The 25,682-nt window shown below is 63.2% G+C and carries 28 protein-coding genes; 14 read left to right on the plus strand and 14 right to left on the minus strand.

Annotation, left to right across the window (positions count from 1 at the left end):
• The first annotated feature begins 29 nt into the window (after window positions 1–29).
• Entirely contained in the window at window positions 30–635 is a 606-nt protein-coding gene (locus HXS65_RS10095; RefSeq protein ID WP_176493801.1) for a TIGR02444 family protein, read from the plus strand.
• A gap of 133 nt (window positions 636–768) precedes the next feature.
• Window positions 769–1,476 carry an FKBP-type peptidyl-prolyl cis-trans isomerase gene (locus tag HXS65_RS10100; RefSeq protein ID WP_077379579.1) on the plus strand — a complete coding sequence of 236 codons (708 nt, stop codon included), beginning with the start codon at window positions 769–771 and terminating at the stop codon, window positions 1,474–1,476.
• Window positions 1,477–1,900: 424 nt separating this feature from the next.
• Here HXS65_RS10100 and HXS65_RS10105 read toward each other — a convergent pair whose 3' ends face one another.
• Together HXS65_RS10105 and HXS65_RS10110 are read right to left on the minus strand one after the other, a co-directional pair.
• Window positions 1,901–2,560 (minus strand): SCO family protein, encoded by a 660-nt coding sequence (locus HXS65_RS10105; protein WP_176493802.1) that lies wholly within the window; start codon window positions 2,558–2,560, stop codon window positions 1,901–1,903.
• Between the two features lie 58 nt (window positions 2,561–2,618).
• Window positions 2,619–3,212 (minus strand): hypothetical protein, encoded by a 594-nt coding sequence (locus HXS65_RS10110; protein ID WP_077379583.1) that lies wholly within the window; start codon window positions 3,210–3,212, stop codon window positions 2,619–2,621.
• A gap of 228 nt (window positions 3,213–3,440) precedes the next feature.
• Here HXS65_RS10110 and HXS65_RS10115 point away from each other — a divergent pair, with 228 nt between their 5' ends.
• Window positions 3,441–4,370, plus strand: coding sequence for an AEC family transporter (locus HXS65_RS10115; RefSeq protein ID WP_077379585.1), 930 nt, complete (start codon window positions 3,441–3,443; stop codon window positions 4,368–4,370).
• A gap of 258 nt (window positions 4,371–4,628) precedes the next feature.
• Here the strand turns inward: HXS65_RS10115 and HXS65_RS10120 are convergent, their stop codons facing one another.
• The 4 genes from HXS65_RS10120 to thiS form a co-directional block, all read right to left on the minus strand.
• Window positions 4,629–5,519, minus strand: a complete 891-nt coding sequence (locus HXS65_RS10120; protein ID WP_255304482.1) for a putative RNA methyltransferase — start codon at window positions 5,517–5,519, stop codon at window positions 4,629–4,631.
• A gap of 128 nt (window positions 5,520–5,647) precedes the next feature.
• Window positions 5,648–6,472, minus strand: coding sequence for a tRNA (guanosine(46)-N7)-methyltransferase TrmB (trmB, locus tag HXS65_RS10125; RefSeq protein ID WP_077379587.1), 825 nt, complete (start codon window positions 6,470–6,472; stop codon window positions 5,648–5,650).
• A gap of 61 nt (window positions 6,473–6,533) precedes the next feature.
• Window positions 6,534–7,367 carry a thiazole synthase gene (locus HXS65_RS10130; protein WP_077379589.1) on the minus strand — a complete coding sequence of 278 codons (834 nt, stop codon included), beginning with the start codon at window positions 7,365–7,367 and terminating at the stop codon, window positions 6,534–6,536.
• Window positions 7,368–7,434: 67 nt separating this feature from the next.
• Complete coding sequence (gene thiS, locus HXS65_RS10135) at window positions 7,435–7,635, minus strand: sulfur carrier protein ThiS (protein WP_077379591.1); 201 nt, start codon at window positions 7,633–7,635, stop codon at window positions 7,435–7,437.
• 115 nt (window positions 7,636–7,750) lie between these two features.
• Between thiS and HXS65_RS10140 the strand changes: the two genes are divergently transcribed.
• Window positions 7,751–8,170, plus strand: a complete 420-nt coding sequence (locus tag HXS65_RS10140) for a DUF423 domain-containing protein (protein WP_084209510.1) — start codon at window positions 7,751–7,753, stop codon at window positions 8,168–8,170.
• A 27-nt stretch (window positions 8,171–8,197) separates the two neighbouring features.
• Here HXS65_RS10140 and HXS65_RS10145 read toward each other — a convergent pair whose 3' ends face one another.
• The gene (locus tag HXS65_RS10145; protein ID WP_077379595.1) at window positions 8,198–8,614 is read right to left on the minus strand and encodes a PaaI family thioesterase; all 417 of its coding nucleotides are present in this window, start codon (window positions 8,612–8,614) and stop codon (window positions 8,198–8,200) included.
• Window positions 8,615–8,893: 279 nt separating this feature from the next.
• Window positions 8,894–11,074 (minus strand): malate synthase G, encoded by a 2,181-nt coding sequence (locus tag HXS65_RS10150; RefSeq protein ID WP_176493803.1) that lies wholly within the window; start codon window positions 11,072–11,074, stop codon window positions 8,894–8,896.
• Between the two features lie 282 nt (window positions 11,075–11,356).
• Between HXS65_RS10150 and HXS65_RS10155 the strand changes: the two genes are divergently transcribed.
• The 4 genes from HXS65_RS10155 to HXS65_RS10170 all read left to right on the plus strand — a co-directional run bounded on the left by HXS65_RS10155 (window position 11,357) and on the right by HXS65_RS10170 (window position 15,167).
• Window positions 11,357–12,367, plus strand: coding sequence for an alpha/beta hydrolase (locus tag HXS65_RS10155; RefSeq protein ID WP_084209512.1), 1,011 nt, complete (start codon window positions 11,357–11,359; stop codon window positions 12,365–12,367).
• On the plus strand, window positions 12,355–12,885 hold the full coding sequence (locus HXS65_RS10160; protein ID WP_176493804.1) for a hypothetical protein: 531 nt from the start codon (window positions 12,355–12,357) through the stop codon (window positions 12,883–12,885). The genes HXS65_RS10155 and HXS65_RS10160 overlap by 13 nt, the downstream gene beginning before the upstream one ends.
• Before the next feature lie 88 nt (window positions 12,886–12,973).
• On the plus strand, window positions 12,974–14,125 hold the full coding sequence (locus HXS65_RS10165; protein WP_176493805.1) for a histidinol-phosphate transaminase: 1,152 nt from the start codon (window positions 12,974–12,976) through the stop codon (window positions 14,123–14,125).
• Window positions 14,126–14,135: 10 nt separating this feature from the next.
• Window positions 14,136–15,167, plus strand: a complete 1,032-nt coding sequence (locus HXS65_RS10170) for a DUF4105 domain-containing protein (RefSeq protein ID WP_176493806.1) — start codon at window positions 14,136–14,138, stop codon at window positions 15,165–15,167.
• A gap of 28 nt (window positions 15,168–15,195) precedes the next feature.
• Here HXS65_RS10170 and HXS65_RS10175 read toward each other — a convergent pair whose 3' ends face one another.
• Window positions 15,196–16,734, minus strand: coding sequence for a YifB family Mg chelatase-like AAA ATPase (locus tag HXS65_RS10175; protein WP_077379610.1), 1,539 nt, complete (start codon window positions 16,732–16,734; stop codon window positions 15,196–15,198).
• 352 nt (window positions 16,735–17,086) lie between these two features.
• Window positions 17,087–17,344: a hypothetical protein gene (locus HXS65_RS10180; RefSeq protein ID WP_176493807.1), complete on the minus strand. Its 258-nt coding sequence runs from the start codon at window positions 17,342–17,344 to the stop codon at window positions 17,087–17,089.
• A gap of 525 nt (window positions 17,345–17,869) precedes the next feature.
• On the opposite strand from HXS65_RS10180, the gene HXS65_RS10185 reads away from it, so the two are divergent.
• Entirely contained in the window at window positions 17,870–18,148 is a 279-nt protein-coding gene (locus HXS65_RS10185; RefSeq protein WP_205632716.1) for a hypothetical protein, read from the plus strand.
• 86 nt (window positions 18,149–18,234) lie between these two features.
• On the opposite strand, the gene HXS65_RS10190 is transcribed toward HXS65_RS10185, so the two are convergent.
• On the minus strand, window positions 18,235–18,609 hold the full coding sequence (locus HXS65_RS10190; RefSeq protein WP_084209517.1) for an accessory factor UbiK family protein: 375 nt from the start codon (window positions 18,607–18,609) through the stop codon (window positions 18,235–18,237).
• Between the two features lie 437 nt (window positions 18,610–19,046).
• Here HXS65_RS10190 and HXS65_RS10195 point away from each other — a divergent pair, with 437 nt between their 5' ends.
• From HXS65_RS10195 to glnK, 3 genes are all read left to right on the plus strand, one after another.
• Window positions 19,047–19,385, plus strand: a complete 339-nt coding sequence (locus tag HXS65_RS10195; protein WP_065392452.1) for a P-II family nitrogen regulator — start codon at window positions 19,047–19,049, stop codon at window positions 19,383–19,385.
• A gap of 32 nt (window positions 19,386–19,417) precedes the next feature.
• Window positions 19,418–20,665, plus strand: coding sequence for an ammonium transporter (locus HXS65_RS10200; protein ID WP_077379618.1), 1,248 nt, complete (start codon window positions 19,418–19,420; stop codon window positions 20,663–20,665).
• A gap of 150 nt (window positions 20,666–20,815) precedes the next feature.
• Window positions 20,816–21,154: a P-II family nitrogen regulator gene (gene glnK / locus HXS65_RS10205; RefSeq protein ID WP_024951507.1), complete on the plus strand. Its 339-nt coding sequence runs from the start codon at window positions 20,816–20,818 to the stop codon at window positions 21,152–21,154.
• 191 nt (window positions 21,155–21,345) lie between these two features.
• Here the strand turns inward: glnK and HXS65_RS10210 are convergent, their stop codons facing one another.
• Entirely contained in the window at window positions 21,346–22,122 is a 777-nt protein-coding gene (locus HXS65_RS10210) for a ferredoxin--NADP reductase (protein WP_077379620.1), read from the minus strand.
• Between the two features lie 281 nt (window positions 22,123–22,403).
• Here HXS65_RS10210 and HXS65_RS10215 point away from each other — a divergent pair, with 281 nt between their 5' ends.
• Window positions 22,404–23,351 carry a LysR family transcriptional regulator gene (locus HXS65_RS10215; protein ID WP_077379622.1) on the plus strand — a complete coding sequence of 316 codons (948 nt, stop codon included), beginning with the start codon at window positions 22,404–22,406 and terminating at the stop codon, window positions 23,349–23,351.
• A gap of 147 nt (window positions 23,352–23,498) precedes the next feature.
• On the opposite strand, the gene HXS65_RS10220 is transcribed toward HXS65_RS10215, so the two are convergent.
• Complete coding sequence (locus HXS65_RS10220; RefSeq protein ID WP_077379624.1) at window positions 23,499–23,927, minus strand: host attachment protein; 429 nt, start codon at window positions 23,925–23,927, stop codon at window positions 23,499–23,501.
• A gap of 290 nt (window positions 23,928–24,217) precedes the next feature.
• Between HXS65_RS10220 and HXS65_RS10225 the strand changes: the two genes are divergently transcribed.
• A complete protein-coding gene (locus HXS65_RS10225) occupies window positions 24,218–24,754 on the plus strand; it encodes a hypothetical protein (RefSeq protein ID WP_176493808.1) in 537 nt (178 codons plus the stop codon).
• A gap of 144 nt (window positions 24,755–24,898) precedes the next feature.
• On the opposite strand, the gene HXS65_RS10230 is transcribed toward HXS65_RS10225, so the two are convergent.
• Window positions 24,899–25,627 (minus strand): amino acid ABC transporter ATP-binding protein, encoded by a 729-nt coding sequence (locus HXS65_RS10230; RefSeq protein WP_043331784.1) that lies wholly within the window; start codon window positions 25,625–25,627, stop codon window positions 24,899–24,901.
• Window positions 25,628–25,682 lie beyond the last annotated feature (55 nt).

Raw genomic sequence — 25,682 nt, forward strand, 5'->3', positions numbered from 1 at the left:
CCGCCATGAACCACAGGAAAGCCGACTTGATGGGCGCACATTCTACCGGATTGTGGGACTACGCGCTGTCCCTCTACGCACAGCCTGCTCCTCAGGGCCTGCCCTACGACCAGGAAGATGGCGCAGAGCCGACTGACGTGATGAGTGCCTGTCTGCTGTTGCAGGACGAGGCCGGTCTCGATGTCTGCGAGCTTCTATGGATTCACTGGCTGGCCGCACGCGGTGTGGCGCTGGGTGCCTCGCCGTGCCTGATGCTCGGTAAGGTGCGTGACTGGCAACGCGGGATGACCGTGACACTGCGCGAGCGTCGCCGACAGCTCAAGCAGCACCTGATGGAGCCAACCGACACGCGAAGCGCGGCCACCACACGCCGGCTGGAAACGCTGTATCAGCAATTGAAGGCCTGTGAACTGTCGGCGGAGGAGGAAGCGCTGGCACGCCTGGAAGCCCTCAGCCCTCCGGCCCATGCTCCCACGTCACCTTTCATGTCATGCCATGACCCCCGACGCGCCTTCCTGCAGTCGCTGCGACAGCTTACCGGTCAGGTGGCGCTCGACGAGGGCGACGACAGCATCGCACGTGCCCTGCACCTGCTGGCCACGAGCCGCGCCGGGCGAAGCTCGTCTCAACCCTAATGGCAGATGCGGAACTTGTACGCGACTGTTAGAGTCCCAGTAGCACCGGAGCATCAGCATGGTCATGCCACGCTGCGTGCCGCATATGCGTTTCGGGCCCGTCTCAGGCCCATCCCATCCTGAAGGAGTTTTCATGAAACAGCTGGTTAGTGCCGTCGCGCTCGGCGCCCTCCTGGTTACCCCGTTCAGCTTTGCCGCCGACGACAGCCTCTCTGACGATCAGGCACAGCTCAGCTACGGCATCGGTGCGACACTGGGCAAGAGCCTGTCTCAGGACATCACTGATCTTGACCTGGATGCCTTCACGCAAGCCGTGCGTGACGTCTATGCCAAGGGCGACATGAAGATGAGCGATCAGGAAATTGCCGATGCGCTCTCGAAGTTCCAGCAGAAGAAGATGGAAGAGCAGCAGCAGATGGCCGAACAGCAGGCGGCCGACAACAAGGCGGCCGGTGACAAGTTCCTCGCCGAGAACGCCAAGCAGGATGGCGTGAAGACCCTGGATTCCGGCCTGCAGTACAAGGTGCTGAAATCCGGTGACGGCGAGAGCCCGGACGCGGAAGACACCGTCAAGGTGAACTATGAAGGCAAGCTGCTGGACGGCACCGTCTTCGACAGCTCCTACCAGCGTGGCGAGCCGGTCAGCTTCAAGGTCAACCAGGTCATCAAGGGCTGGCAGGAAGCGCTGCAGGAAATGAGCGTCGGGGATACCTGGATGCTCTACATCCCGGCCGACCTCGCCTACGGCAAGGCTGGCACTGGCGGCCCGATCGGCCCGAACGAGACGCTGACCTTCAAGGTCGAGCTGCTCGACGTGACCAAGGCAGATGCCGCGAAGTAATCCCTGACGCGCGAATGCGCGCCGTCAGCCAGAAAAAAGCCGCCCTCAGGGGCGGCTTTTTCATTGTACAGGAGGCATCCCGCGACGGGTCAGGCAGCGTGAAACGGGCCTCCAGGTGAGCGACCTGCCTGTGGATAATTCTGTGGGGAAGCTATTGACCACAGGTTGACAACCGGCCGTGATACATGGCAACTCAGCGGCCGTCAGGGGTGGTGGCAAAGTGAACACTGACTCCCGAAATCGGCAATGTACGCCTTAACTTGTTGATTTTGTTGAAATACAAAAGTCTACCTTCAAAAACAGCAGGTTGCTGAAAGATGGCGGAATGATTATCCACAATTCTCGTCACAGGCTCTTGCCAACTTGTGGACAATGTGTATTTCCCTCATGTCCGAGACGCACATGACAGCACGACAAGGAGACGTCAGGGAGCGGTCTCGCTCAGCACGCGAGTCAGGCCGGCACGAATGCCGGCCGCGCCTGGCGTGAAGGGAATGCGATCGTAGATGCGCCCCTGCGCGGAGACGAGATACAGCGCCGCACCATGATCCACGGTGTAGCCCAGCGCGGAATCCGGGGCATCGACACGCCGATGACTGACCCCGTAGCGACGCGCGATCTCGGCCAGTTCGGTATCGCTGCCCGTGACCCCGATGAAACGCGGACCAAAGTGCCCGGCATAGGTGGCAAGACGTGCTGGCGTATCACGCTCAGGGTCCAGAGAGACAAGCACCGGTACCACGCGAGCGGCCGCCGACGCCGGCAACTCGGTCAGCACCTGGCGCAGGGCCGCCAGCGTCATCGGGCAGACATCCGGACATTGGGTATAGCCGAAATAGAGTGCCACCACCGGCGTGGCATCCGGTGGTGCGGCCTCCCCCATGCTGACCTCGGCGAGCCGGAAGTCGCCCCGTGCCGATGTCAACTGGATGGGCCCGCCAAGGCTCGCCCACGCCTGCATGCCGGACACCGGCGCCGACGGTCGGTGAAGGGCCTGCCATGTCACCCCCGCGCCCACCAGTGCCACGACACCCACCACGCCCAGCATCAGCCAGCGCAGGGTCTGCCTGTTCTCCTCCTGCATGCCTGGACTCCTTGTCAGTGGTGGCCTGCCGGTCAGACGCCCCACGCCTCGCCGCGCGCTAGCTGTCTCGTCGGACGCTTCTTTCGTCAGGGGAGAACAGCTGGTTGACCGAGCTTTCGAGCTGCTCCGCCGTGGAGGCAGGCGGATGGCTGTCAAAGTCGAACCAGCTGCCCAGGCGGCCACGTTCAGTGGTCACGATCACCTGTGCTCGCCATGCCATGGTGGCACTGCTGCAGAAACCGAGCTGTCCTTCCCCCGACCAGTGCTGACGTGCCTGCGTCGGCGCATCCCGGGTGGTCAGCAGACTGCGCTTGACCCCCATGTCCATGTGGCGACCGATGAAATCGACCTCCACGCCCTCGGGTGCCACATCTTCCGTGATCACCCGGATACCCAGCGGCGTCAGCGGGCTGATGTCACCATCGAGTGCGAGCGTGATACGCCCGAAGCGCCCCAGCTCGGCACTGCAGGGCGCATGGCTGAGTTCGCAGGACTGGTTGGGGGCGAACCAGGTGACCTTGCCGTTGCTGCCGTCACGTACAAGGTAGTAGTCGATCAGGTAATAGAGCGATACGACGATGGTGAGCAGCGTCACCATGATCAGCAGGTTGAGCAAGGGCGGGCGGGCATTTTCTTCTTCGGCGCGATACATGGCGGTTCCGATGACAATCCGGCAGCACGCCGGAACAGGAGGAGACAGTCGCGTGGCAAACAGGTCGACAGGCTAAGACACATGAATGAATGCGCAGGTGAGCCACTCATGACAAGCTTATCAGGCCCCCCGGCGGGCGCAGCCGCCGAGACATCGTGTCACGTCGAGGCACGAGACGTTCTTGGCCACGACGCACCATCCGCACCGTGAGCACGCCCAGGAGACAGAATGGCAAGTGTACAACAGGCGCTCGGTCCTCTCTTCCTGCTCATCGTCGCGGGCGCCTTGCTGGGCTGGAAGCGCTTCCCGGGCGAGGGGTTCTGGAGCGAGCTGGAACGCCTCATCTATTACGTGCTGTTCCCTGCCATGCTGATGTCCACCCTGGCGCGCGCTGACATGGCCAGCGTCCCGGTCATCCCTCTGGCCTGCGTGATGCTGGGCTCGATGCTGCTGTTCGCTGCCGCGCTGTGGCTGGGGTGGCGTCATGCCCCCGACTGGCTGAGCCGACAGCTGGGCGATGCCGCGTCCTTCACCTCACTCTTCCAGGGCAGCATCCGCTTCAACAGCTACGTCGGCGTGGCCGGCGCGGCAGCGCTGCATGGCAGTGCCGGTGCGACCGTCGCGGCGGTGGCGCTGGCCCTGATGGTGCCAGCGGCCAACCTGCTGTGCGTATTGGCGTTCATCGGCGCCGGCACTCTGGGTGACGGCGGACTGCTGCGCTCACTCAAGGCGCTGACCCGCAACCCTCTGGTGCTGGCCTGTCTGGCGGGAACGGCGCTCAATCTCAGCGGCATCGGCCTGCCGGGCTGGAGCGGCGATGCGCTGACATTGCTGGGGCGCGCGGCGTTGCCACTGGGATTGGTGGCGGTAGGCGTGGCGCTGCGACCACGAGTACTGATGAACAGTGGCAGCGTGGCATGGCTGGCGAGTCTGCTGAAGCTGCTGGCGATGCCGGCATTGGTGGTGGGGCTGTGCGCCGGCGTTGGCCTGACTGGTGTGGCACGCGATGTCGCCATCCTGTTTGCCGCGCTGCCCACGGCTACGTCAGCCTACATCCTGGCGCGCCAGCTGGGTGGCAATGCCGAACTGATGGCGGCGCTGATCACCGCGCAGACGCTGCTGGCGATGCTGACCCTGCCCCTGTGGCTGGCGACCTGACGGAGGCTCCGTCGCGGCTCGCGACCTGAGGGCTCTCGGCATGAACCGCACACAAGAAAAAGGGCATCCCAGATGAGGATGCCCAAGACCGTGACTAGCTTGATGAGGAGAAACTCCGCAGCGGGGGCCTGACTCCGCCGCCGCGGATGGGCTTGCGCCCTGCGATGTCTGCCCGGACACCGCACAGACAAGATAATCATTCTCATTTGCTTTTGCAAGCCAAATGCGAAGAATTTCTATTTACGCCGCGCCTTGTGCCTACTCGCGCGTGAACACCCTCAGTTCCGCGTGCAACTCGACCGCCAAGGCCGTCATGGATTCGGCTCGTGCCAGACCATCACGCTCGGCACGATACAGATGCGGGGTCATGGTCAGCAGATCCCGGATCTGCTCATTGCTGGTCAATGAAAGCCCTGCATGCAGATGCTCGACCTCCCCCTCCACCACGAAACCTGCAGCTTCGGCGGCCATCACCCCGGCCTCGCCACGCGCGGGCTTCAGCTCCCGGTAGAGAATTCTGCGCAACGCCAGCAGGTGCTCGGCTCCCGCCTCCAGCAGCACCACATGGCCCCCGGGCTTGAGCACACGCGCGAACTCCTGCCAGACGGGGAAGCCGAAGGCGCAGATCACCACATCCACACAGGCGTCTTCCAACGGCAGTGCCGCGTTGGTGCCCACCAGCCAGGCGGCATCGCGTGACTGCTTCGCTGCCGCCAGCACCGCGTGCTTGGAGATATCCAGTCCCGCCGCCGTCAGCGAGCGCCGCTGCTCATCGGCAGCGCCTGCCAGCTGACGCAGATAGAAGCCTTCCCCACAGCCGGCATCCAGCACGGCCAGCGCACTTGCCTGCCCTGCCAGCGCCAGCACTCGTCGTGCCAGCGCCGAGGCGAGAGGCTGATAGCCACCGAGGGCGAACAGCCGCTGGCGAGCGCTGACCATCGCCTTGCTGTCGCCGGGGTCCAGACTGCGCTTGCGCTGCACCGGCAGCAGATTGACGTGCCCCTGACGCGCGATATCGAAGCGATGGCCATCGGCGCAGCACCAGCTCTGGCCATCTCGCATCAGCCGCTGGGCATCCAGTGGGCAGGTCAGGGTCGTCAGTGGCGTCATGGTCGGCCGGTCAGCCGGTTCAGGGGTGGGCGTCGTCATGGTCATCAGCTCTCGAGACGAGGTGGGAAGAGAAAGGCAAAAGCGGCGGGTCTCAGACGCAAGCGGCCACCCGAAGGCGGCCGCGATGCAGCATCGTGATGATGCCGCCACTGCGCACGAGGCGCGAATCAGTCCTGCTTGACGAAGATCAGATCCCACACGCCGTGACCGAGACGCTCGCCGCGCTGCTCGAACTTGGTCAGCGGACGGAAATCCGGACGCGGCACATAGGGGGCGCTCTCGGCCGGAGCCGTGTTGACGAAGCCCGGTGCCTCGGCCATCTCTTCGGCCATGGCCTCGGCGTAGTTCTCCCAGTCGGTAGCCATGTGGAAGTGACCGCCCGGCTTGAGCACACGACGCACCAGCTCGACGAAGGCCGGCTGCACGATGCGACGCTTGTGGTGTTTCTTCTTCGGCCACGGGTCCGGGAAGAACAGCTGGAAGGTATCGGCACACCCCGCCGGCACGCAGTCAGCCAGCACTTCCAATGCATCGTGACGATAGACGCGCAGATTGGTCAGACCCAGCTTGTCGACATCATCCAGCAGCTTGCCGACACCCGGGGCATGCACCTCGATCCCGATGAAGTCGGTGCCCGGATTGGCCTGAGCCTGCTCGCACAGCGACTTGCCCATGCCGAAGCCGACCTCGATCACCAGCGGCGCACGGCGACCGAACAGCGCCTCGAGGTCCAGCTCGCCCTGCTCGTGACGCAGACCAAGGCGCGGGAAGACCTCTTCGAGCCCGCGGGTCTGGGCCTGTGTCATGCGCCCACCGCGGATCACGTAGCTCTTGATGCCACGCTTGCGGGCGACGGCTTCATCCGCCACGGAAGGGGTCGCTTGCGCGCTTTCGTTCTGCACGCTCTCGTTCTGCACGCTCTCTTGCTGCGCATCGTCAGCAGGAGCAGAAGTGGACGTGTCGTCCTGCGGCTTGGAAGTCTCGTCAGTCATGGGGTCGTCTTGGTCTTTGCATGAGCGATGCGCGAGCATCGGATTCGAATGATTCAGGAGGTCAGCCGGTGATCAGGCCGGCACCCGGCGAGGAAGCGCGCGCCGTCAGGCGAGTCGGCATGCGCCCTGCCAGGAAGGCACCACGGCCGGAGATCACGGCCTGGCGCATGGCGTCCGCCATCAGCAGCGGTTGGCGAGCATGGGCGATGGCGCTGTTCATCAGCACGCCATCACAGCCGAGCTCCATCGCGAAGGCCGCCTCGGACGCCGTGCCCAGCCCGGCATCCACCAGCACCGGCACGTTGGCGCGCTCGATGATCAGCGACAGGGTATGCGGGTTGAGGATGCCGAGGCCGGAGCCGATCAGAGAGCCCAGCGGCATGATGGCGCAGCAGCCGATTTCCTCGAGCTGACGGGCGACGATGGGGTCGTCGGAGGTATACACCATCACGTCGAAGCCATCGGCGACCAGCTCCTCGGCGGCCTTGAGGGTCTCGACGATATTGGGATACAGCGTGTCCTGATCGCCCAGCACTTCCAGCTTGACCAGATTGTGGCCATCCAGCAGTTCACGCGCCAGCTTGCAGGTACGCACCGCGTCACGCGCGTTGTAGCAACCGGCGGTATTGGGCAGGAAGGTATAGCGACTGGGCGACAGCACGTCGAGCAGATTCGGCTCATCGGCATTCTGGCCCAGATTGGTGCGACGCACCGCGAAGGTGACCACTTCCGCGCCGGAGGTCTCGATGGCGGAACGGGTCTCATCCATGTCCTTGTACTTGCCGGTGCCGACCAGCAGGCGCGAGGAGAACTCGCGACCGGCGACGACCAGCGGACTGTCACCGGCGACCTGGGTGACGGGGGCGTTAAGCGTCTGGGCAGAACTGTCTGTCATGATGACCTCATCGAGCTGGACGTGAGCGAGCGTGAAGTGAAAGCTATCGACCCTGGCAGCGGGACGTTCAACCACCACCGATGGCGTGGACGATCTCGATGCGATCACCGGCCTGCAGAAGGGTGTCGGCGTGAGCGCTACGTGGCACGATGTCCTCGTTGCGCTCGACTGCCAGGCGGCGGCCCTGAAGTCCGAGACTCTCGACCAGAGCGGCGACTGTCATGGCATCCGCCACCACATGATCTTCACCGTTTAGCTGTATCTGCATGCTGTCCTCCCGCGAAAAGAGGCCGCCATTGTAGCGGCTTTACGTGGACAGGCGTAGGTACAACATCGTCGGTACGATATGCCCTCGCCACCTGCCCTCAAGGAATTTTCTCTCTATGCGTCACAACGACTCCCACTCCCGCCACTGGTGGCTGGCCATGGGCCTGGCCGGCATGTCCACCATCGCGCTGGGCGCCTTCGCCAGTCATGGCCTGCGCGGCACTCTGAGCGCGGACATGCTGCGCGTCTTCGAGACCGGCGTGCGCTATCAGATGTGGCACGTGCTGGCGGCGGTCGGCGTGCTGGCCTGGCGCTCGGTGCAGCCCCTGCGCGGGCAGATGCTGACGCTGGGGCTGTGGGCGGCCGGGATGCTGCTGTTTTCCGGTTCACTGTATGCGCTGGCCACCACGGCGCGCACCCAGCTGGGCATCATCACGCCCATCGGTGGCTTGCTGCTGATCGCAGGCTGGCTGAGCCTGGCCGTCACCGGCTGGCGTCAGCGCGGCAGCGAGGAAAAGGATGCCAACAAGCTGTAGCGGGGCGATCACCCCCACCACCTGCCGCTAGTCATCGCGATCCGGCAAGGCATAGGTTGCGGTCACGAGAGCGACCGGGTCCGTGTCGCCATGGCTGAACAGTTCGATCTCGCCCACGGCGAGACGCCGCCCGAGCTTGCGGAGGCGTGCGGTGGCCATCAGGTCCCGGTCACCGCGGGCACGGCGCAGGAAATGGATGTTGAGATCACTGGTCACGGCCATCGGCTCCGGGCCGATCTCCCCCAGGATCGCGACATACAGACAGACATCGGCCAACGCCATCATCGCCGGACCGGAGACGCTGCCTCCGGGACGCAGATGCTCGTCCTCGATGGCCAGTCCCATGGTGGCCCAGCCATCCCCCACGGCTTCTATGGTGCCCAGGCGCTGGGGGAAGACATCATCGAGAAAGTCCTCGATGGCAGCAGCGTGCATGACGGGCATGACGTTCTCCTCGACAGGATGACTACGACAGATTGGTGGCACCGACACGCACAGGCGTGGTGACCAGGGATCGCCACACCATCGCGTTTCAGGCGCTGCAGTGGCTGAGCGGGCGCTGATCGTACGGTTGCGCGCTACTGGGGGCAAGGCTAGCGTCAAATGCCGCCTCGGGAAATATGGCATCGCCAGAAAGCACGACGACGGCTCGAGAGCCGCCGTCGTGCTTGTCCGAGATCCGCATCCGCAGTGCCACGCTCATGGCGCAGCGCCGACGCTGCCTCAGTGAGCCTGCTGCTTCTTCTCGAGGCGGCGGCGATGCAGTACCGGCTCGGTATAGCCACTCGGCTGCACTCGTCCCTGGAACACCAGCTCGCAGGCTGCCTGGAAGGCGATGGAGCCCTCGAGATCCGCCGTCATCGCCTGATAGCTGGGGTCCGCAGCGTTCTGACGATCCACCACGCCCGCCATGCGCTCCAGCGTGTCCTGCACCTGGGCGTTGTCGACGATGCCATGATGCAGCCAGTTGGCGATGTGCTGGCTGGAGATGCGCAGCGTGGCGCGGTCTTCCATCAGGCCGACATCGTGAATGTCCGGCACCTTGGAGCAACCGGTGCCGTGATCGATCCAGCGCACCACATAGCCGAGAATCCCCTGGGCGTTGTTGTCCAGCTCGGCCTGGATCTCCTCGGCACTCCACTGGGGATCAAGCTCCAGCGGAATGGTCAGCAGGTCATCGAGACTGGCGCGCGGGCGACTGAGCAGGTCATGTTGCACGTCCTTCACCGAGACCTGGTGATAATGCAGCGCATGCAGCACGGCCGCGGTCGGTGACGGGACCCAGGCGGTATTGGCACCGGCGCGGGGATGGCCGATCTTCTGCTCCAGCATCGCCGCCATCAGGTCCGGCATCGCCCACATGCCCTTGCCGATCTGGGCGCGACCCCGCAGACCGCATTCCAGCCCGATATCCACGTTCCACTTCTCATAGGCCTGAATCCAGGCCGCCCCCTTCATGTCGCCCTTGCGCAGCATCGGACCAGCTTCCATCGAGGTGTGCATCTCGTCACCAGTGCGATCCAGGAAGCCGGTATTGATGAAGGCCACACGGGAACTGGCCGCGGCGATGCAGGCCTTGAGGTTGACGGTGGTACGACGCTCCTCGTCCATGATGCCCATCTTGAGCGTGGCATTCGGCAGGCCCAGCAGCTGCTCGACACGCGAGAACAGCTCGTCAGCGAAGGCGACCTCGGACGGACCGTGCATCTTGGGCTTGACGATGTAGACGGAGCCGGTGCGCGAGTTGCAGATACCGCCACGGCTGTCCTTGTCACCCTTGAGATCATGCAGCGCGATCAGACTGGTGAAGATGGCATCCATGATGCCTTCCGGCGCCTCGCTGCCATCTTCCAGCAGGATGGCCGGGTTGGTCATCAGATGGCCCACGTTGCGGATCAGCATCAGCGAGCGACCATGCAGCACGCGGGTGGTGCCATCGGCGCCGGTGTATTCACGGTCCGCGTTCAGCCTGCGCGTCATCTGGCGACCCTTCTTCTCCAGCGTCTCGGTCAGATCGCCCTTCATCAGGCCCAGCCAGTTGCGATAGACGGTCACCTTGTCGTCGGCATCCACCGCGGCCACCGAGTCCTCGCAGTCCATGATGGTGGAGAGCGCAGCCTCCATGATCAGGTCACTGACGTTGGCGGGGTCGGTCTTGCCGATGGGGTGCTCGGCATCGATCACGAGCTCCGCGTGCAGCCCGTTGTGCGCGAAGATGATCGCGCTTGGCGCGCTTTCGTCGCCGCGATAGCCGAGGAAGCGTTCCGGCGACTTGAGGCTCAGGTCACGCCCGCCGACCCGCACCAGCAGGTGGCCGTCACGAATGGAGTACCCCTCGCTGTCATGGTGCGTACCGCCAGCCAGCGGCGCGATGGTATCCAGCACCTGACGTGCGTAGGCCACCACCTTGGCACCCCGCACCGGGTTGTAGTCCTTGCCGCGCTCGGCGCCATCGTCATCACTGATCGCGTCGGTGCCGTAGAGGGCGTCATAGAGTGAGCCCCAGCGCGCATTGGCGGCGTTCAGGGCGTAACGGGCATTCATCACCGGCACGACCAGCTGCGGTCCTGCCTGTTGGCAGATCTCGCTGTCCACGTTGGCGGTGGTGGCCTCGACACTGGCCGGCTCGTCTTCCAGGTAGCCGATCTCCTTCAGGAAGGCCTTGTAGGCGGGCAGTTCGACCTTGCCGGGATGCTCACGGTGCCACTGGTCGATGCTGGCCTGCAGCTGTTCGCGCGTTTCCAGCAGCTCGCGATTGCGTGGCGCCAGCTCGTGCAGCAACGCATCGACGCCGGACCAGAAGTCGGCCGAGGCGATACCGGAACCGGGCAACGCTTCCTCCTCGATGAAGCGGTGCAGTCCGGCATCAATGGCCAGACGTTCAAGTTGAATGCGATCGGTCATGCGTGTGCTCTCCCTGGAAACGAATATCAACTGACGAACCGTACGTGGAATGAATCATCTGCCGGGCGGTTGTGGATCACTTCACCATACCCGATGCCGTGGCTGGCGGAAGCGGGGCTTTGACCAATGAACAAGAGGCTGAAACCGGATTACCGTGTTCTGGAAATGGCATGACGAATGCTGGCAGTTCGCGACACGCAGCCCTTGTATGAAGAAACACTGTTTTTTCCTATGGCTCACGACAGCTCCAGCCGCTAGCATGGCAGCATTATGGAGATCACCATGCCCGACTTCAGCGCACTGCTCGATTATGGCCCTTTCATTCGTCTGCCTGAGTGTCTGCCCGGTCAGACGACCAGCCCGCTGGCCTGTTACCTGAGCCACTATGGCCTGGATGAACTGCGCAGCGCACATGTCACCGTACATGCCGGACACCTCGATGCTGGCGATTTTCGCCTGTGGGCACAGCTGTGGACTCCCCCGAGTCCGCGCGGCACCATCTTCGTGGTGCATGGATATTTCGATCACCTCGCGCTGTATCGTCACCTGCTGGCCCACCTGCTGAAGCAGGGCTGGCAGGTCGCGCTGTGGGACCTGCCGGGGCATGGCCTGTCCTCCGGCGAGCCGGCTTCCATCGATGACTTCGGTGACTATGTCGGCTGCCTGCAGGCGTTTCAGGAGTACCTGGAAGTCCACGACCTGGCGCCGCATCCCTGGTTCGGGATCGGTCAGAGCACCGGCGGCTCCGTGCTGGCCACCGACGCCCTGATGCGTGGCAGTGACTCGCGCTGGCAGGGAATCGCGCTGCTCGCCCCGCTGGTCCGCCCCTGGGGGTGGCCGCAGTCCCGCTGGCTGCATAGCATGGCGCGCCCCTTCATCGACTCCATTCCGCGCAAGTACCGCGCGAATACCAATGACGCGGCGTTCTACGAGTTCCTGAGCACCAACGACCCGCTTCAGGCGGATCGACTCGCCGTGAAGTGGGTCTCGGCCATGCGCGCCTGGATTCCACGCCTGCAGGCCCTCCCGCCCTGCTCGCTACCCACCCTGATACTGCAGGGCGAACAGGACACCACGGTGGACTGGCAGTGGAATCTCGACGTGCTGGCCAGCAAGTTCCCCAACGCGCGGATTCATCGCCACCCCGAGGCGCAGCATCATCTGGTCAATGAGGCCGAGCCGATTCGCACGGCCTTGTTCGCCGAGCTGGATGCCTTCCTCGATGCGCTGTCGCCGCGCCCGGAACTTGAGGCCCCTGATGGCAGGGGAGGCGCCCCGGCATGTCACGAATGAGTCGCGGGCTGCGAACACTGGCGAGCCTGATGTTGATCACCGGTCTGACCGGCTGCATGGGACTGGATCAGGTGCCACGCGCGGAGCGCGACCCCATCTATGGCCTGGGCCAGAGTGCTGCCCGCCTGCTGGATGAGCAGAGCTGGACCCCGCCACTGGGCGAGCAGGTCCTGCTGCTGGCACCTCCTGAAGTGGATACCAGTCTCGAGGTGCAGCCCGGCGCACTCAATGAAGCGCTGACACGTGCCCTGCTGGCGCTCAAGGATGGCCCGCAGGTGCTCAACTGGAGCAACGATCGCCCCGGCATCGACAGTCTGCAATGGCGCCTCGTGGCACGCCTGGATACCAGCGGTGGCCCCCTGAGGCTCTCCGACCGCACCCTGCAGCCCTACCAGCTGACACTGGAGCTGGTGCGCCGTCTCAGCGTGGAGCGCCAGCAGACCCGGACATTCACGCTCAGCGGCGCCTTCGATCAGGCTGCGCTTGACGCCCTTGCCAGTGCGCGACCTGCCTCCTGAGCGCCCACTGTCTCCTCGACTCACTCTCTGACGCCGCATGGCCACCTCCTGCCTCCCGGCGTCATCCGTTACCGCCTCTGGAGCCAAGATGACTACCGCCACTCCCCGCCGTTTCCTGGCCCACCTTTATCAGGAGGGACCGCACAACCCGTTCCCCGGCATCAAGGCGCTGGAACGCAGACTGGGGCATACGCTGCCGCATCAGTACGGCTCCAATGAAGGGCTCGACATGCCCCACGCGGTACTCGGCGGGGAGCTGGGCCATGCCCTAGCAGACCTGAGCCGCAGCTACGCGGACGCCGATGCCTGGCAACTGCGCCATCAACTGGCCGAGCGCCTGGGCGTCGCCTACGAGACGCTGCTGGTCGACGCCGGCGCCGACAGCCTGCTGGCGCTGGTGATGCGCGCCACCATCTGTGCGGGAGAGCGCGTGATCACCAGTGCCGGCACCTACCCCACACTGGCGTACTTTGCGCGCGGTCTCGGTGCTGAGGTCGTTGAAGTGCCATATACCGAAGCCCATGCCTCTGACGATGCCCCCCACTCTGCCCAGCTGGCACCGGATCTCGCCGCACTCGCCGCGGCGGCAAGTCAGCATGCGGCCCGTGTCGTCTATCTCGCCAACCCGGACAACCCCAGCGGGCACCTGCACTCGGATGAGGATGTCCGAGCACTGCGTGATGCGCTCCCAGCGGACTGCAGCCTGCTACTGGACGAGGCCTATCACGACTTCCGCCCCGATGCGGCGCAGGCCGACAATGCCCCGATGGCTCGTACCTTCCGGCTGCGCACCTTCTCCAAGGCTTATGGACTGGCGGGCCTGCGTCTCGGCTTCATGATCGCCGAGCGTGAGGATCTCGCCCTTCTGACCAAGGTTCGGATCCACTATGCCGTCAGCGCGCCGGCACTGGCAGCCGGCGAGCTGCTGCTGGAGCATCCCGAAGAAGCCGCGACTCACGTCGCCGCGGTCATCCAGTCTCGTGATCAGCTTGCCGAGCACCTGCGCTCGCTGGGGGCTGACGTCCTCCCCAGTGCCACCAACTTCCTCTGCGTGCGCCTCAAGAGCGCCGAGCGGGCCGCTCAGGTTCAGCAGCAACTGATGGCGCAGGGCGTGCTGATCACCCGCTCCCCTCACCCGGCGCTCGGCCATATCCTGCGCATCTCGACCCTGGAGGACAGCCTGGTGCCGGGTCGACTGGCGCGTCTCGAGCAGGCCATCGTCGAAGAGAAGCGCGCATGAGTGCCGGCCGATGAGCCTGACCAGCATCGTGCTCCGCAGCGTCACCAGCCTTGCCTTGCTGGGGGCGAGCCTGTGGCTGATGCCTGCCCTGTGGTTCCGCCTGCCGGGACCGGAGGGGCTTCGCACGACACTGGCCGTCCTCGCGGGTGCGCTGAGCCTCATCTGCGTCATTGCGCTGTGGTGGCCGCAACTCCATGCGATTCGCTGGCGACTGGCGGGCAGCTACCTGATGCTGTTGGTCGCCAGCCTCGGCTGGTGGAACAGCATCACCCCGCGGGCGGACCGCGACTGGGCACCGGAGGTCGAACATCTGGTCGAGGGGAGCGTCAGCCAAGATGACATCCTGCACCTCGAACAGGTGCGCAACTTCGAGTGGCGCACGCCTGAGGATTACACGCCGCGCTGGGAGAGTCGGGACTATCCTCTGGATCAACTGACCTCGGTGGATCTGTTGACCAGTCACTGGATGGGGCCGCAGATCGCTCATACGCTGGTCAGCTTCGGTTTCGCCGATGGACGCCATCTGGCCTTCTCGGTGGAAATCCGCAAGGAGCGTGACGAGGCCTTCTCGACACTGGGCGGGATGTTCAAGGAGTACGAACTGGCGGTGATCGCCGCTGACGAGCGCGACATCATCCGCGTGCGCAGCAACGTGCGCGGGGAGCAGGTGCATCTCTATCGGGTGCAGATGCCGCGCGAACTGATCCGCGAATTGCTGCTGGCCTACGTCGACGAAGCCGAGACATTGCGCACTCAGCCACGCTTCTACAACACCGCCACCAGCAACTGCACCACCCTCGTCTACGCGATGATGACGCGCCTCACCGACGGCCTGCCGCTGGACTATCGGCTGCTGCTCTCCGGCTATCTGCCGGAATATGTCGCGGACCAGGATGCCCTCAGTGACGCCGCGCCCTTCGCCGAGCTCAAGGCCAGAAGTCTGATCAACCCTGCCGCCATCGCCGCCGACGAGCACCCGGACGGCGACTTCTCGCGCCTGATCCGTGAGGGCATTCCCGGCGCGGATAGCCCGTCCTTCTGAACGGGCGACGCGGCCCGACAGGCAGTGCTCAGGCGCTGCGCTGTTCCGCTCCCGGGCGGGCCGGATCTCTCCCCATCATTCGGTCCAGCTGACGATAGCCGATGGCTTCCATCAGCTGGGGCCGCTGCACGCCATCCTGCGCAATGAGATCGCTCAACGTCAGCGCGACACGCAAGACCCGGTGATAGGCACGCGCCGAGAGATTGAGGCGTGACAGCACACCGGCCAGCCACTGACGCTCGCCGTCCTCCAGCTGGCAGGCGGCTTCCAGGGCATGGGTGTCGAGATGGGCATTGAGCCCGCCGCGGGCCAATTGACGAGCGCGGGCCGCCAGCACCCGTTCGCGCACTGCGTCCGAGGCCTCACCGGGGGTCGCGGACGTCAGCTCCTCGGCAGGCAGTCCCGGTACCTCGACCTGCAGATCGATACGGTCCAGCAGCGGGCCAGACAGGCGCGCCTGATAGCGCTGGATCTGGGCCGGCGTGCAACTGCAGTTGCGACGGCTGTCACCAAGATAGCCGCACGGGCAGGGGTTCATCGCCGCCACCAGCTGGAAACGTGCCGGAAAGCGCCGCTGATGGCTGGCACGCGAGATGAGGATGCGACCGCTCTCCAGCGGCTCACGCATCACTTCCAGTACACCACGATCAAATTCCGCCAGCTCGTCCAGAAACAGCACGCCATGATGGGCCAGCGACACCTCTCCCGGACGCGGCCTGGAGCCACCCCCGACCAGCGCGACACCACTGGCGGTATGATGCGGCGCCCGGAAGGGCCGCTGGCCCCAGCGCTCCATGATCGGCATCCCGCAGACCGAGCGTACCGCCGCGACTTCCAGGGCCTCGGCCTCCCCCAGCGGCGGCAGAATGCCGGAGAGGCGACTGGCCAGCATCGTCTTGCCCGTACCCGGCGGCCCCGCGAACAGCAGGTTGTGGCCTCCCGCAGCGGCAATCTCCAGCGCACGCCGCGCCTGATGCTGGCCACGCACCTCGCTCAGGTCCGGCTCCGGGAGTCGCGCCTGAGGAGTGACGGAACAGACATGCGGCGTGATCCTCTCACGCCCGAGAAGGTGCGCCACCAACTCCAGCAGATGGCCCACGGACAGCACATCCAGCTGTTCCGCCAGCGCGGCCTCATCGGCATTGCCACGCGGCACCACCAGGGTGCGCCCGGCCTTGCGACAGCAGAGCGCAGCAGGCAGTACGCCAGTGACGGAGCGAATGCTGCCATCGAGTGCCAACTCGCCCAGACACTCGATCTGCGCCACGGCCTCTTCCGGCACCTGACCGGATGCCACCAGGATGCCCAGTGCGATCGGCAGATCAAAGCGCCCCCCCTCCTTGGGCAGGTCAGCCGGGGCCAGATTGAGGGTGATTCGGCGCGCTGGAAACTCGAAGCCTGCATTGAGCAATGCGCTGCGCACTCGCTCACGACTTTCCTTCACCGCCGCTTCCGGCAAGCCAACGATGGAGAGCCCCGGCAGCCCGTTGGAGAGGTGTACCTCTACCTGCACCTCCGGAGCTTCAAGACCAAGAGATGCGCGCGTGCGCAACATTGCCAATGACATGAGTCTTCCCTGCGTGATGCCGCCTCTCTGCTGCACGGCGCAATCGGAGCAGGCACCCGCCTGCCATGAGCGCGAGGGCACGATACCGGTGCCACCTCCTCCAGCATGGCAAATCTCATACCTGCCAGCGTGCACACGACTCAACGCTTGGCGATGCGGCACTCCTCAAATGTCACTCGCGCTGCCGGACACGGCATGTCCTCACTGCACCGCAACGGTATTATCAGCGATTCCAGCCACCCGTTTCATAATTTTCATTACGCCACCAACCCCTAGAATTACTGGATACGTAAGGAAAATACCGGCTGTGGATAACATTACATAAACCCCTCGACAGGGCATTTCCCAGCGCTCAAATATCCATCATCTGGCAACGCCAAACCCTATCGATATGGACACCGATCCGCACCACCTCATCGAAGCGTGACGCATTACACTCTGAATCAACACTTGAGGGCGACATCAGCCCTCCTCCAGCACCCGGCCAGACCGGCGAAACAGGCGGCAGAGAGGCAATATCGTCACCCGGAACGGGCGAGGCACCCGCACGATGAACCAACGGCAGCGTTTCCCGACGACATCGCGGCATGAACTTCATGAAGAGTTTCACGGAGAAGTTCATGAAGAAGTGAATGGAGAAACGCCCTGGCATGACTCAGGAGGCTGGGCTCAAGAGAAGAGGCGCGGGAAGGGAGTGCCTTTCCCGAGAGTCACGCAGGCCCCACCCAATGCCAGCCTCCTTCGATGCGCCGGACTGGCTGCCGTGTCTGTTCAGCTCGAAACATTCATGCGGACTGAACGTTGAAAAATAGCCCATCAACCGGCTTTTTCCATGAAATAACGCGCGTTCTAGCAGATATTTCACGAAGTTGGCGACATGGAGCACCTGACGGATCGCCAGCCCTCGGGCCTGCACCAGAAGAGTGCTCATGGAACATGCAAGGCGGTACTCCAGGCGCTACAGGAGTGCCTCAAGAGGGGGACTGCTGGTATATTTGATCGGTTGTCTCGGCCCTGCTGATACAACCGCCAAGCTGTCTCAAGGAGGCCACCCAAGGGTGGCAGAGAATCGTCCAACCCACGGAAAGGGCCAGCCATTCAGGACGACTTCGGCTTGTTTCAGGAGTAACACCCCATGCAAGACATGCTTGCCTCGCTGGCACCCATGGCGGACATCATCGGCATGCTCGGCACCTCTCTGGTGGTCGGTGCCTTCTTTCTGCTGCAGATTGGCAGACTCGATGCACGTAGCCTGACCTACAACCTCATGAATCTGAGCGGGGCGATCCTCTTGTTGATCAGCCTGTGCATCAACTTCAATCTCGCCAGCTTCGTGATCGAGGTGTTCTGGATCGTGGCATCTCTGGTGGGCCTGGTTCGCTGGTTGATGGGGTCTCGTCCACAGACGGTCTGACCTGCCCGGCACCCGCCTCATGCGACGGACACAAAAAAACCGCCACACCTCGACAGGTGTGGCGGTTTTTTTTGGCAGCATGCCATTCAGGCATCGCGTTGACGCTCGATCTCCTCGGCGTGGCTGGCGGCTTCCCGCTTTGCCAGCGCGGTCTCTCCCTCATCGTCCACCGCCACGGCAGGCTCGGTGGTCGACGCAGCACCCGCCACCAGTCCCTGCTTCTCCAGCAGCGCCTCAAGTGCGATGACCTGCTTCTCCAGCGACTCCACACGCCCGCGAGTCCGCGTCAGCACATCCATCATGATGTCGAAGTCCTCGCGCGACACCAGTTCCATGCGATCAAAGGCGCTGCGCATCACGCCCTGTACGGACTTCTGCAGCTCTTCCGGGCCGTGCGAGGCGTCCTGGAGGCGCTCACCGATCTGCTGGGCCATACGCCCGATGACGTCGTTCTTGAACATGCTCCACCTCAGCCATTGCAAGCCGACGGGCCCATCATGGGGCTGTCGGTCAGAGAAAAGGATCTCCCCGAAACGTGGGGGACATCATGTCATGTTGCAAGGATACGCAACCCGCTGGCCTGACGCATGTCTCGACCCCGAATCTCTTGCCACTGACGGCAGGCACCGGCCCTTGTGCACCATATTAGCGCTATCTCCTACCTCGAAAGCCGCAATTCAGGCACCAAAGCGGTGCATCGCCATGGCGTTCTCCTTGCCGTCATTTTTGGCCTTGCTGCGGAGCTGCTTTTTCCCTCAGCACAACTAGATGAATTTAAAGATTTTTTAACCTCATGGCATACCTCGTGCGATGCACTTGTCAGGAACAGGCCACCAGCAGTGTCTGATTGGCCGCACTCAACATGACAGATCATTGCGGTAGCAAACGGGGGCAGCACATGAAACTGATCACCGCCATCATCAAACCCTTCAAGCTGGACGACGTGCGTGAAGCGCTGGCCGACAACGGCGTGCAAGGCATCACGGTCACGGAAGTGAAGGGCTTCGGGCGACAGAAGGGCCACACCGAGCTGTATCGCGGCGCCGAGTATGTCGTCGACTTCCTTCCCAAGGTCAAGATTGAAGTGGCTGTTGATGACAGCAGTGTGGAAACGGTGCTGGACGCCATCACCCAGGCAGCCAACAGCGGCAAGATCGGCGACGGCAAGCTGTTCGTCACCCCGCTGGATGACGTGATCCGTATCCGTACCGGTGAACGCGGCGCCGATGCTGTCTGAGCCCCGCGCACAATAATAAAGGAGAATCCCGCATGAACGAGATCATCGAGGTCAAGTACGCACTTGATACCTTCTATTTCCTGGTCTGTGGCGCCCTGGTGCTGTGGATGGCTGCCGGCTTTGCCATGCTGGAAGCTGGCCTGGTACGCGCCAAGAACACTACCGAGATCCTGACCAAGAACGTGGCGCTGTTCGCCATCGCCTGCACCATGTACATGGTGGTCGGTTACCACATCATGTACTCAAGCGCCGAAGGCGGCTTCCTGCCGAGCCTGGGCTTCTTGATCGGCGCCGAGAATACCGCTGAGGAAGCGCTCGCTTCCGGTGGCGACATCTACTACAGCGCGCGTTCCGACTTCTTCTTCCAGGTGGTGTTCGTGGCGACCGCCATGTCCATCGTCTCCGGTGCAGTCGCCGAGCGCATGAAGCTGTGGGCCTTCCTGGCCTTCGCCGTGGTCATGACGGGCGTCATCTACCCGGTCCAGGGTTACTGGACCTGGGGTGGCGGCTTCCTGAGCGAAGCGGGCTTCAGTGACTTCGCCGGCTCCGGCATCGTGCACATGGCAGGCGCTTCCGCCGCTCTGGCTGGCGTGCTCCTGCTGGGGGCTCGCAAGGGCAAGTACGGCAAGAACGGTGAGATCAACGCCATCCCGGGCTCCAACCTGCCGCTGGCGACCCTGGGCACCTTCATCCTGTGGCTGGGATGGCTGGGCTTCAACGGCGGCTCCGAGCTGGTGCTGTCCAATATCGATGAAGCCAACGCGGTCGCTCAGGTCTTCGTCAACACCAACGCCGCTGCCTGCGGGGGTGTCATCGCCGCCCTGATCCTCGCCCGCCTGTGGTTCCGCAAGGCTGACCTGACCATGGCCCTCAACGGCGCCCTGGCTGGCCTGGTCGCCATCACCGCTGGTCCGCTGGCACCGAGTGTCGGTGCTGCCACCCTGATCGGCGCCGTCGGTGGCCTGCTGGTGGTGTTCTCCATCGTCGGCCTCGACAAGCTCAAGCTCGACGACCCGGTCGGTGCCATCTCCGTCCACGGTGTGGTCGGTCTCTGGGGTCTGATGGCAGTGCCGCTGACCAATGACGATGCCACCTTCTCCGCACAGCTGCTGGGCGCCGTGTCCATCTTCGCCTGGGTATTCATCGCAAGCTTCGTGGTCTGGCTGGTCATCAAGACCATCATGGGACTGCGCGTCAGCGAAGAGGAAGAGTACGAAGGCGTCGATCTGGCGGAATGTGGCATGGAGGCGTATCCGGAATTCACCTCCAGCCGCAAGTAATCAAGGATCGAGACTCACGCGACACCCAAAGACTCCCGCCACCTGGCGGGAGTCTTTTTTCCTGACCGGATAAGCGGTGTATGCTTGAGCAATAGGGGCTGGCGTGGCGAGCAGCAACGCCACCCGCACCATCACCCAAGGAGAGAGACGATGAAACTGGTCACTGCCATCATCAAGCCATTCAAGCTCGACGACGTACGCGAATCCCTGTCCGAGATTGGCGTCCAGGGTATCACCGTGACCGAGGTCAAGGGTTTTGGCCGCCAGAAGGGCCACACGGAGCTGTATCGGGGTGCCGAGTATGTGGTCGACTTCCTCCCCAAGGTGAAGCTCGAGGTCGCCGTGGATGACGCCATGATCGATTCCGTGATCGAGGCGATCACCAATGTCGCCAACACCGGCAAGATCGGCGACGGCAAGATCTTCGTCTCGCCGCTGGAGCAGGTCATTCGCATCCGTACCGGCGAGACCGGCAAGGACGCCGTCTAAGCCCCTGGCGCAAGCCCTGGCGATGACGTGCTGCCCCGACGGGTGACATGAGCACACAAAAAACCGCAGGCCATTGGCCTGCGGTTTTTTTCGTTTCAGCACGTGCCGTTCATGCGTGATGCTCGTGGTTCATGCTCAGGGCATCACGTCTCGACATGCTTACGTCTCGACACGCTCACGTCTCAACACGCTCACTTCTCAACAAAGGCACGCTCGATCACATAGTCACCCGGCACACCCATCTTCGGCGAGATGGCGAAGCCACGGGCATCCAGCATGGCGCTGATGTCGTCGAGCATCGCCGGCGAGCCGCAGATCATCGCGCGGTCACGCTTCGGGTCCAGCGGCGGCAGGCCGATGTCCTCGAACAGCTTGCCATTCTCGACCAGATCGGTGATGCGGCCCTGATTGCGGAACTCCTCGCGCGTCACGGTCGGGTAGTAGATCAGCTTCTCGGCGATCTCTTCCCCAAGATACTCGTGCTTGGGCAGCTCTTCCGCGATCATGTCGGCATAGGCCAGCTCTGAGACATGGCGCACACCGTGCATCAGGATGATCTTGTCATAGCGCTCATAGGTCTCCGGGTCCTGAATCACGCTCAGGAAGGGCGCCAGGCCAGTTCCGGTGGAGAACAGGTAAAGATTCTCGCCCGGCAGCAGATCGTCCAGCACCAGCGTTCCGGTGGGCTTGCGCGAGACCATGATCTGGTCACCCGGCTTGAGGTGCTGAAGGCGTGAGGTCAGCGGGCCGTCCTGCACCTTGATGGAGAAGAATTCCAGATGCTCTTCGTAGTTCGGGCTGGCGATCGAGTAGGCGCGCATCAGCGGCTTGCCTTCGACTTCCAGGCCGATCATCACGAACTGGCCATTCTTGAAGCGCAGGCTGTCTTCCCGCTGGGTGCGGAAGCTGAACAGCGAGTCGTTCCAATGATGGACGTCGATGACTTCGGTAGTGGTCAGACTGCTCACCTGGTGGCCTCCCGGGGTCGCGCCCCTTGAAATCAAGCATTCTATTATGGAATAAGCAAATAACAGCTTATGACCCAATGAACTATGCAGCGATTGTAGTCACTGTTGGGTTATGCGTTAAATGGTTTATCTGGATATAGGTTATCCAGACTATCAATATTGATTGCGAATGAATCGCATTACAAGCCCGGCAATGGCCTGCTTCACATTGCAGCGCGAACCGGGTGTTGCGCTGGCCAGCGAGCTCCTCTCGACACTGCCTGCATGCACAAGGAGGCGGAATGCGTTACAGCCTGCGACAACTGGCGGTCTTCGTTGCCGTGGCACGCCACGACAACGTCTCGCTGGCAGCCGAAAGCCTCGCGATGTCACAGTCCGCCGCCAGCACGGCCTTGGCCGAACTGGAGCGCCAGTTCGACTGTCGCCTGTTCGACCGGCATGGCAAACGCCTGCGCCTCAATGGCCTTGGCCGCGAACTGCTTCCCAAGGCCATCGCCTTGCTGGATCAGGCGGAAGAACTCGAGCAGCTGCTCGGCCAGCAGGATGCCACCGGTTCACTGGAAATCGGCGCCACTCTGACCATCGGCAACTACCTGGCGCCCCAGATCGTCGGCAGCTTCCTCGAGCATCATCCGGCCAGCCGTGTGGAGCTGCATGTCCTCAACACCCACCAGCTGATCGAGAAGCTGGCGCATTTCGAGCTCGATATCGGGCTGGTGGAAGGCGAGGTGGAGCACCCATTGCTGGAAGCCACGCACTGGGTAAGTGATCGCCTGAGCATCTTCTGCGCTCCCTCGCATCCTCTGGCCCGAGGAGAGGTGACGCTCGCACGTCTGCTGGAGGCGCGCTGGATCATGCGTGAACGGGGCTCTGGCACCCGCAGCACTTTCGAGCAGGCACTGCGCCCACACCTCGAGAGTCCCTCGGACAGCGTGGCCCAGCGACTCGACATCATGATGGAGCTAGAGCACACCGAGGGGATAAAGCGCGCGGTGGAGGCCGGCCTGGGAATCGGCTGCGTTTCACGACTGGCGCTACGAGACGCCTTCCGGCGCGGTAGCCTGGTCGAGCTGCCTACCCCATGGCTGGAACTGACTCGCGCCTATCGCTTCGTCCATCATCGCGACCGCTTCATTACCCAGGCCATGCGCGAGTTCGTGACGAGCTGCCGCACCCTGAGTGGCTCCGCCTCACGCAGCGACGAGATCGAGATGCATCAGGTACCGTGACCATCAAGCAGCATGGCTACAGGTACGCAAGCACTCACTTGCTCTCCATATTGCATGACGCCAACGCACAAGCACCGCCAGCGAGTCCGCTGACGGTGCTTTCAGATTCAGCAGGCCGTGTAACGCCCTGCCGTCATGTCACCGACTTCAGTGATTCAGGCCAGTGAAGCGCTGCTTGATGTCGTCGGCACTCTCATGGGAGAGATCCTTGTCGACGGTCTCGCTGACCAGTTTGGCCACCGGCTTGTCGAGCTTGTCACGCAGCGCACCGAGGAACTTGGGTGCGGCAGCGATGATCAGCTGATCAAACTTGCCGTCGTTGGCCGCCTGCTTGAGATATTGCGCCACTTCCTTGGCGAAGAAGTCCTGATGCTTGTCCGAGGTCGCGCCATCATCTCCCGTCTGATGCAGGCTACCGTGCCCGCCACTGGACTCGCCCTTGCCACCGGTTCTCAAGTCACCGGTATGCTGACGGCTTTCAGGATGTACGAGGCTGTCCACTTCAGTGACCTTGCCGGCAGCACGGGCAAAGATACGAGCGCGGGCGGCATCAGCAGCAACGATGTAAGTAACCATTTACACACTCCCTGTCTCTCGTGAGGCGTCGTTGATCAGATATTGACGATCATCTTCTGCGTTCATCAGAGGACATGCTGGCAGCGGAGTGAACATTCAACCCTTACCGGACTGTGGGGGTAATTTTTCCACACCCAAGCGAGGAGAATTGCCGACATGACGACATGGCCGTCGCCACTCCCGGACATGACGCGGCTGGCGAAGTGCGTGCTAACATCCGCTGCACACAGGGCCCGCTCTGCCCTCTTTCTCGCCCTCTCACTCTTTTGCTCTGTTCCGGAGATGTCTCGATGCGCGATCTGCTCCTGATGCGCCGCCCACTGCCCCGCCGTGTGCTGGTCACCGCTCACCTGTCGATTCAGCTGGGCCTTCTGGTCACGGCTACCGGTTGGACGCTGCAGCACCTGACGCCCATCGGGCCGGACAATTCACTGCTGGCACAATGGCCAGTCCTGTCTCAGGGTGTCGGCGGTTTCCTGCTGGCCTTCGTTCTCACGCGTCTACTGTTCGAGCTGTTGATGGCACCGCATCACGTGATGAGCGTACGTGGCGCCAACCACTCGCTGGATGCAGCCGCGCTTGTCACGCGCTCCATCTCACGTCGCCCTGCCGTGCATGACGATGACGACAGCTGGGTCGGCAAGCCGCGCAGTGTCACCTGGCCGCGCGAGGGCGAAGAGGCATCAGCTGCCACACCGGCGGCACCGACGCCTGCCGAAGCATCGTCCAAGGCCGCCGCCAAGCCGCAGGAACCGAGCCTGGGCGGCGACAATGAGCTTCCGGACACCAGCAGCACCGAGGCACGCAGGACGGAGCCTAGCCTCTGATGACACTTCACGATGAGTGACGCTCGGACGAAGCAAGCACTCACTGACGTCCTTGTGGAAGACATACGACAACGCCCTGCGTGATTGTCATCACGCAGGGCGTTGTCTTTTCTGCGGCTCACATCATCCGATCAGTCCGTGGCCTCAATGCCCCAGTATCTGGCTGAGGAACAGCTGGGTCCGCTCGGACTGCGGATTGTTGAAGAACGGCTCCGGCGCGTTCTCTTCGATGATCTGCCCCTGATCCATGAAGATGACACGATCCGCCACCGTCTTGGCGAAGCCCATCTCGTGGGTCACGCACAGCATGGTCATGCCTTCATTGGCCAGTTCGACCATGACATCCAGCACTTCCTTGATCATCTCCGGGTCCAGCGCCGACGTCGGCTCATCGAACAGCATCACCTCCGGGCTCAGACACAGCGAGCGTGCGATCGCGACACGCTGCTGCTGGCCACCGGACAGCTGCCCCGGGAACTTGTGAGCCTGATCGGCGATGCGCACCCGCTCCAGATACTTCATGGCTTCGGCTTCCGCCTCGCGGCGTGGCCGCTTCTGTACCCAGATCGGCGCCAGACAGCAGTTCTCCAGCACCGTCAGATGCGGGAACAGATTGAAGTGCTGGAAGACCATGCCGACGTTGCGACGGATCGCCTCGATCTGCTTGATGTCCTGGGTCAGCGGCATGCCGTTGACCACGATATCGCCTTCCTGATGCTCCTCGAGATGGTTGATGCAGCGGATCATCGTCGACTTGCCGGACCCTGAAGGCCCGCAGATGACGATACGTTCGCCCTTGCGCACGCTCAGGTTGATGTCACGCAGCACGTGGAAGTCGCCGTACCACTTGTTGAGGCCCTTGAGTTCGATCATCGGGCGCTCATCGGCACCGGTGTTGCCCTGCGAGGCAGATGTTGTCGTTGTCATG

This window comes from Cobetia sp. 5-25-4-2, assembly GCF_013374075.1.
GTDB lineage: Bacteria > Pseudomonadota > Gammaproteobacteria > Pseudomonadales > Halomonadaceae > Cobetia > Cobetia marina.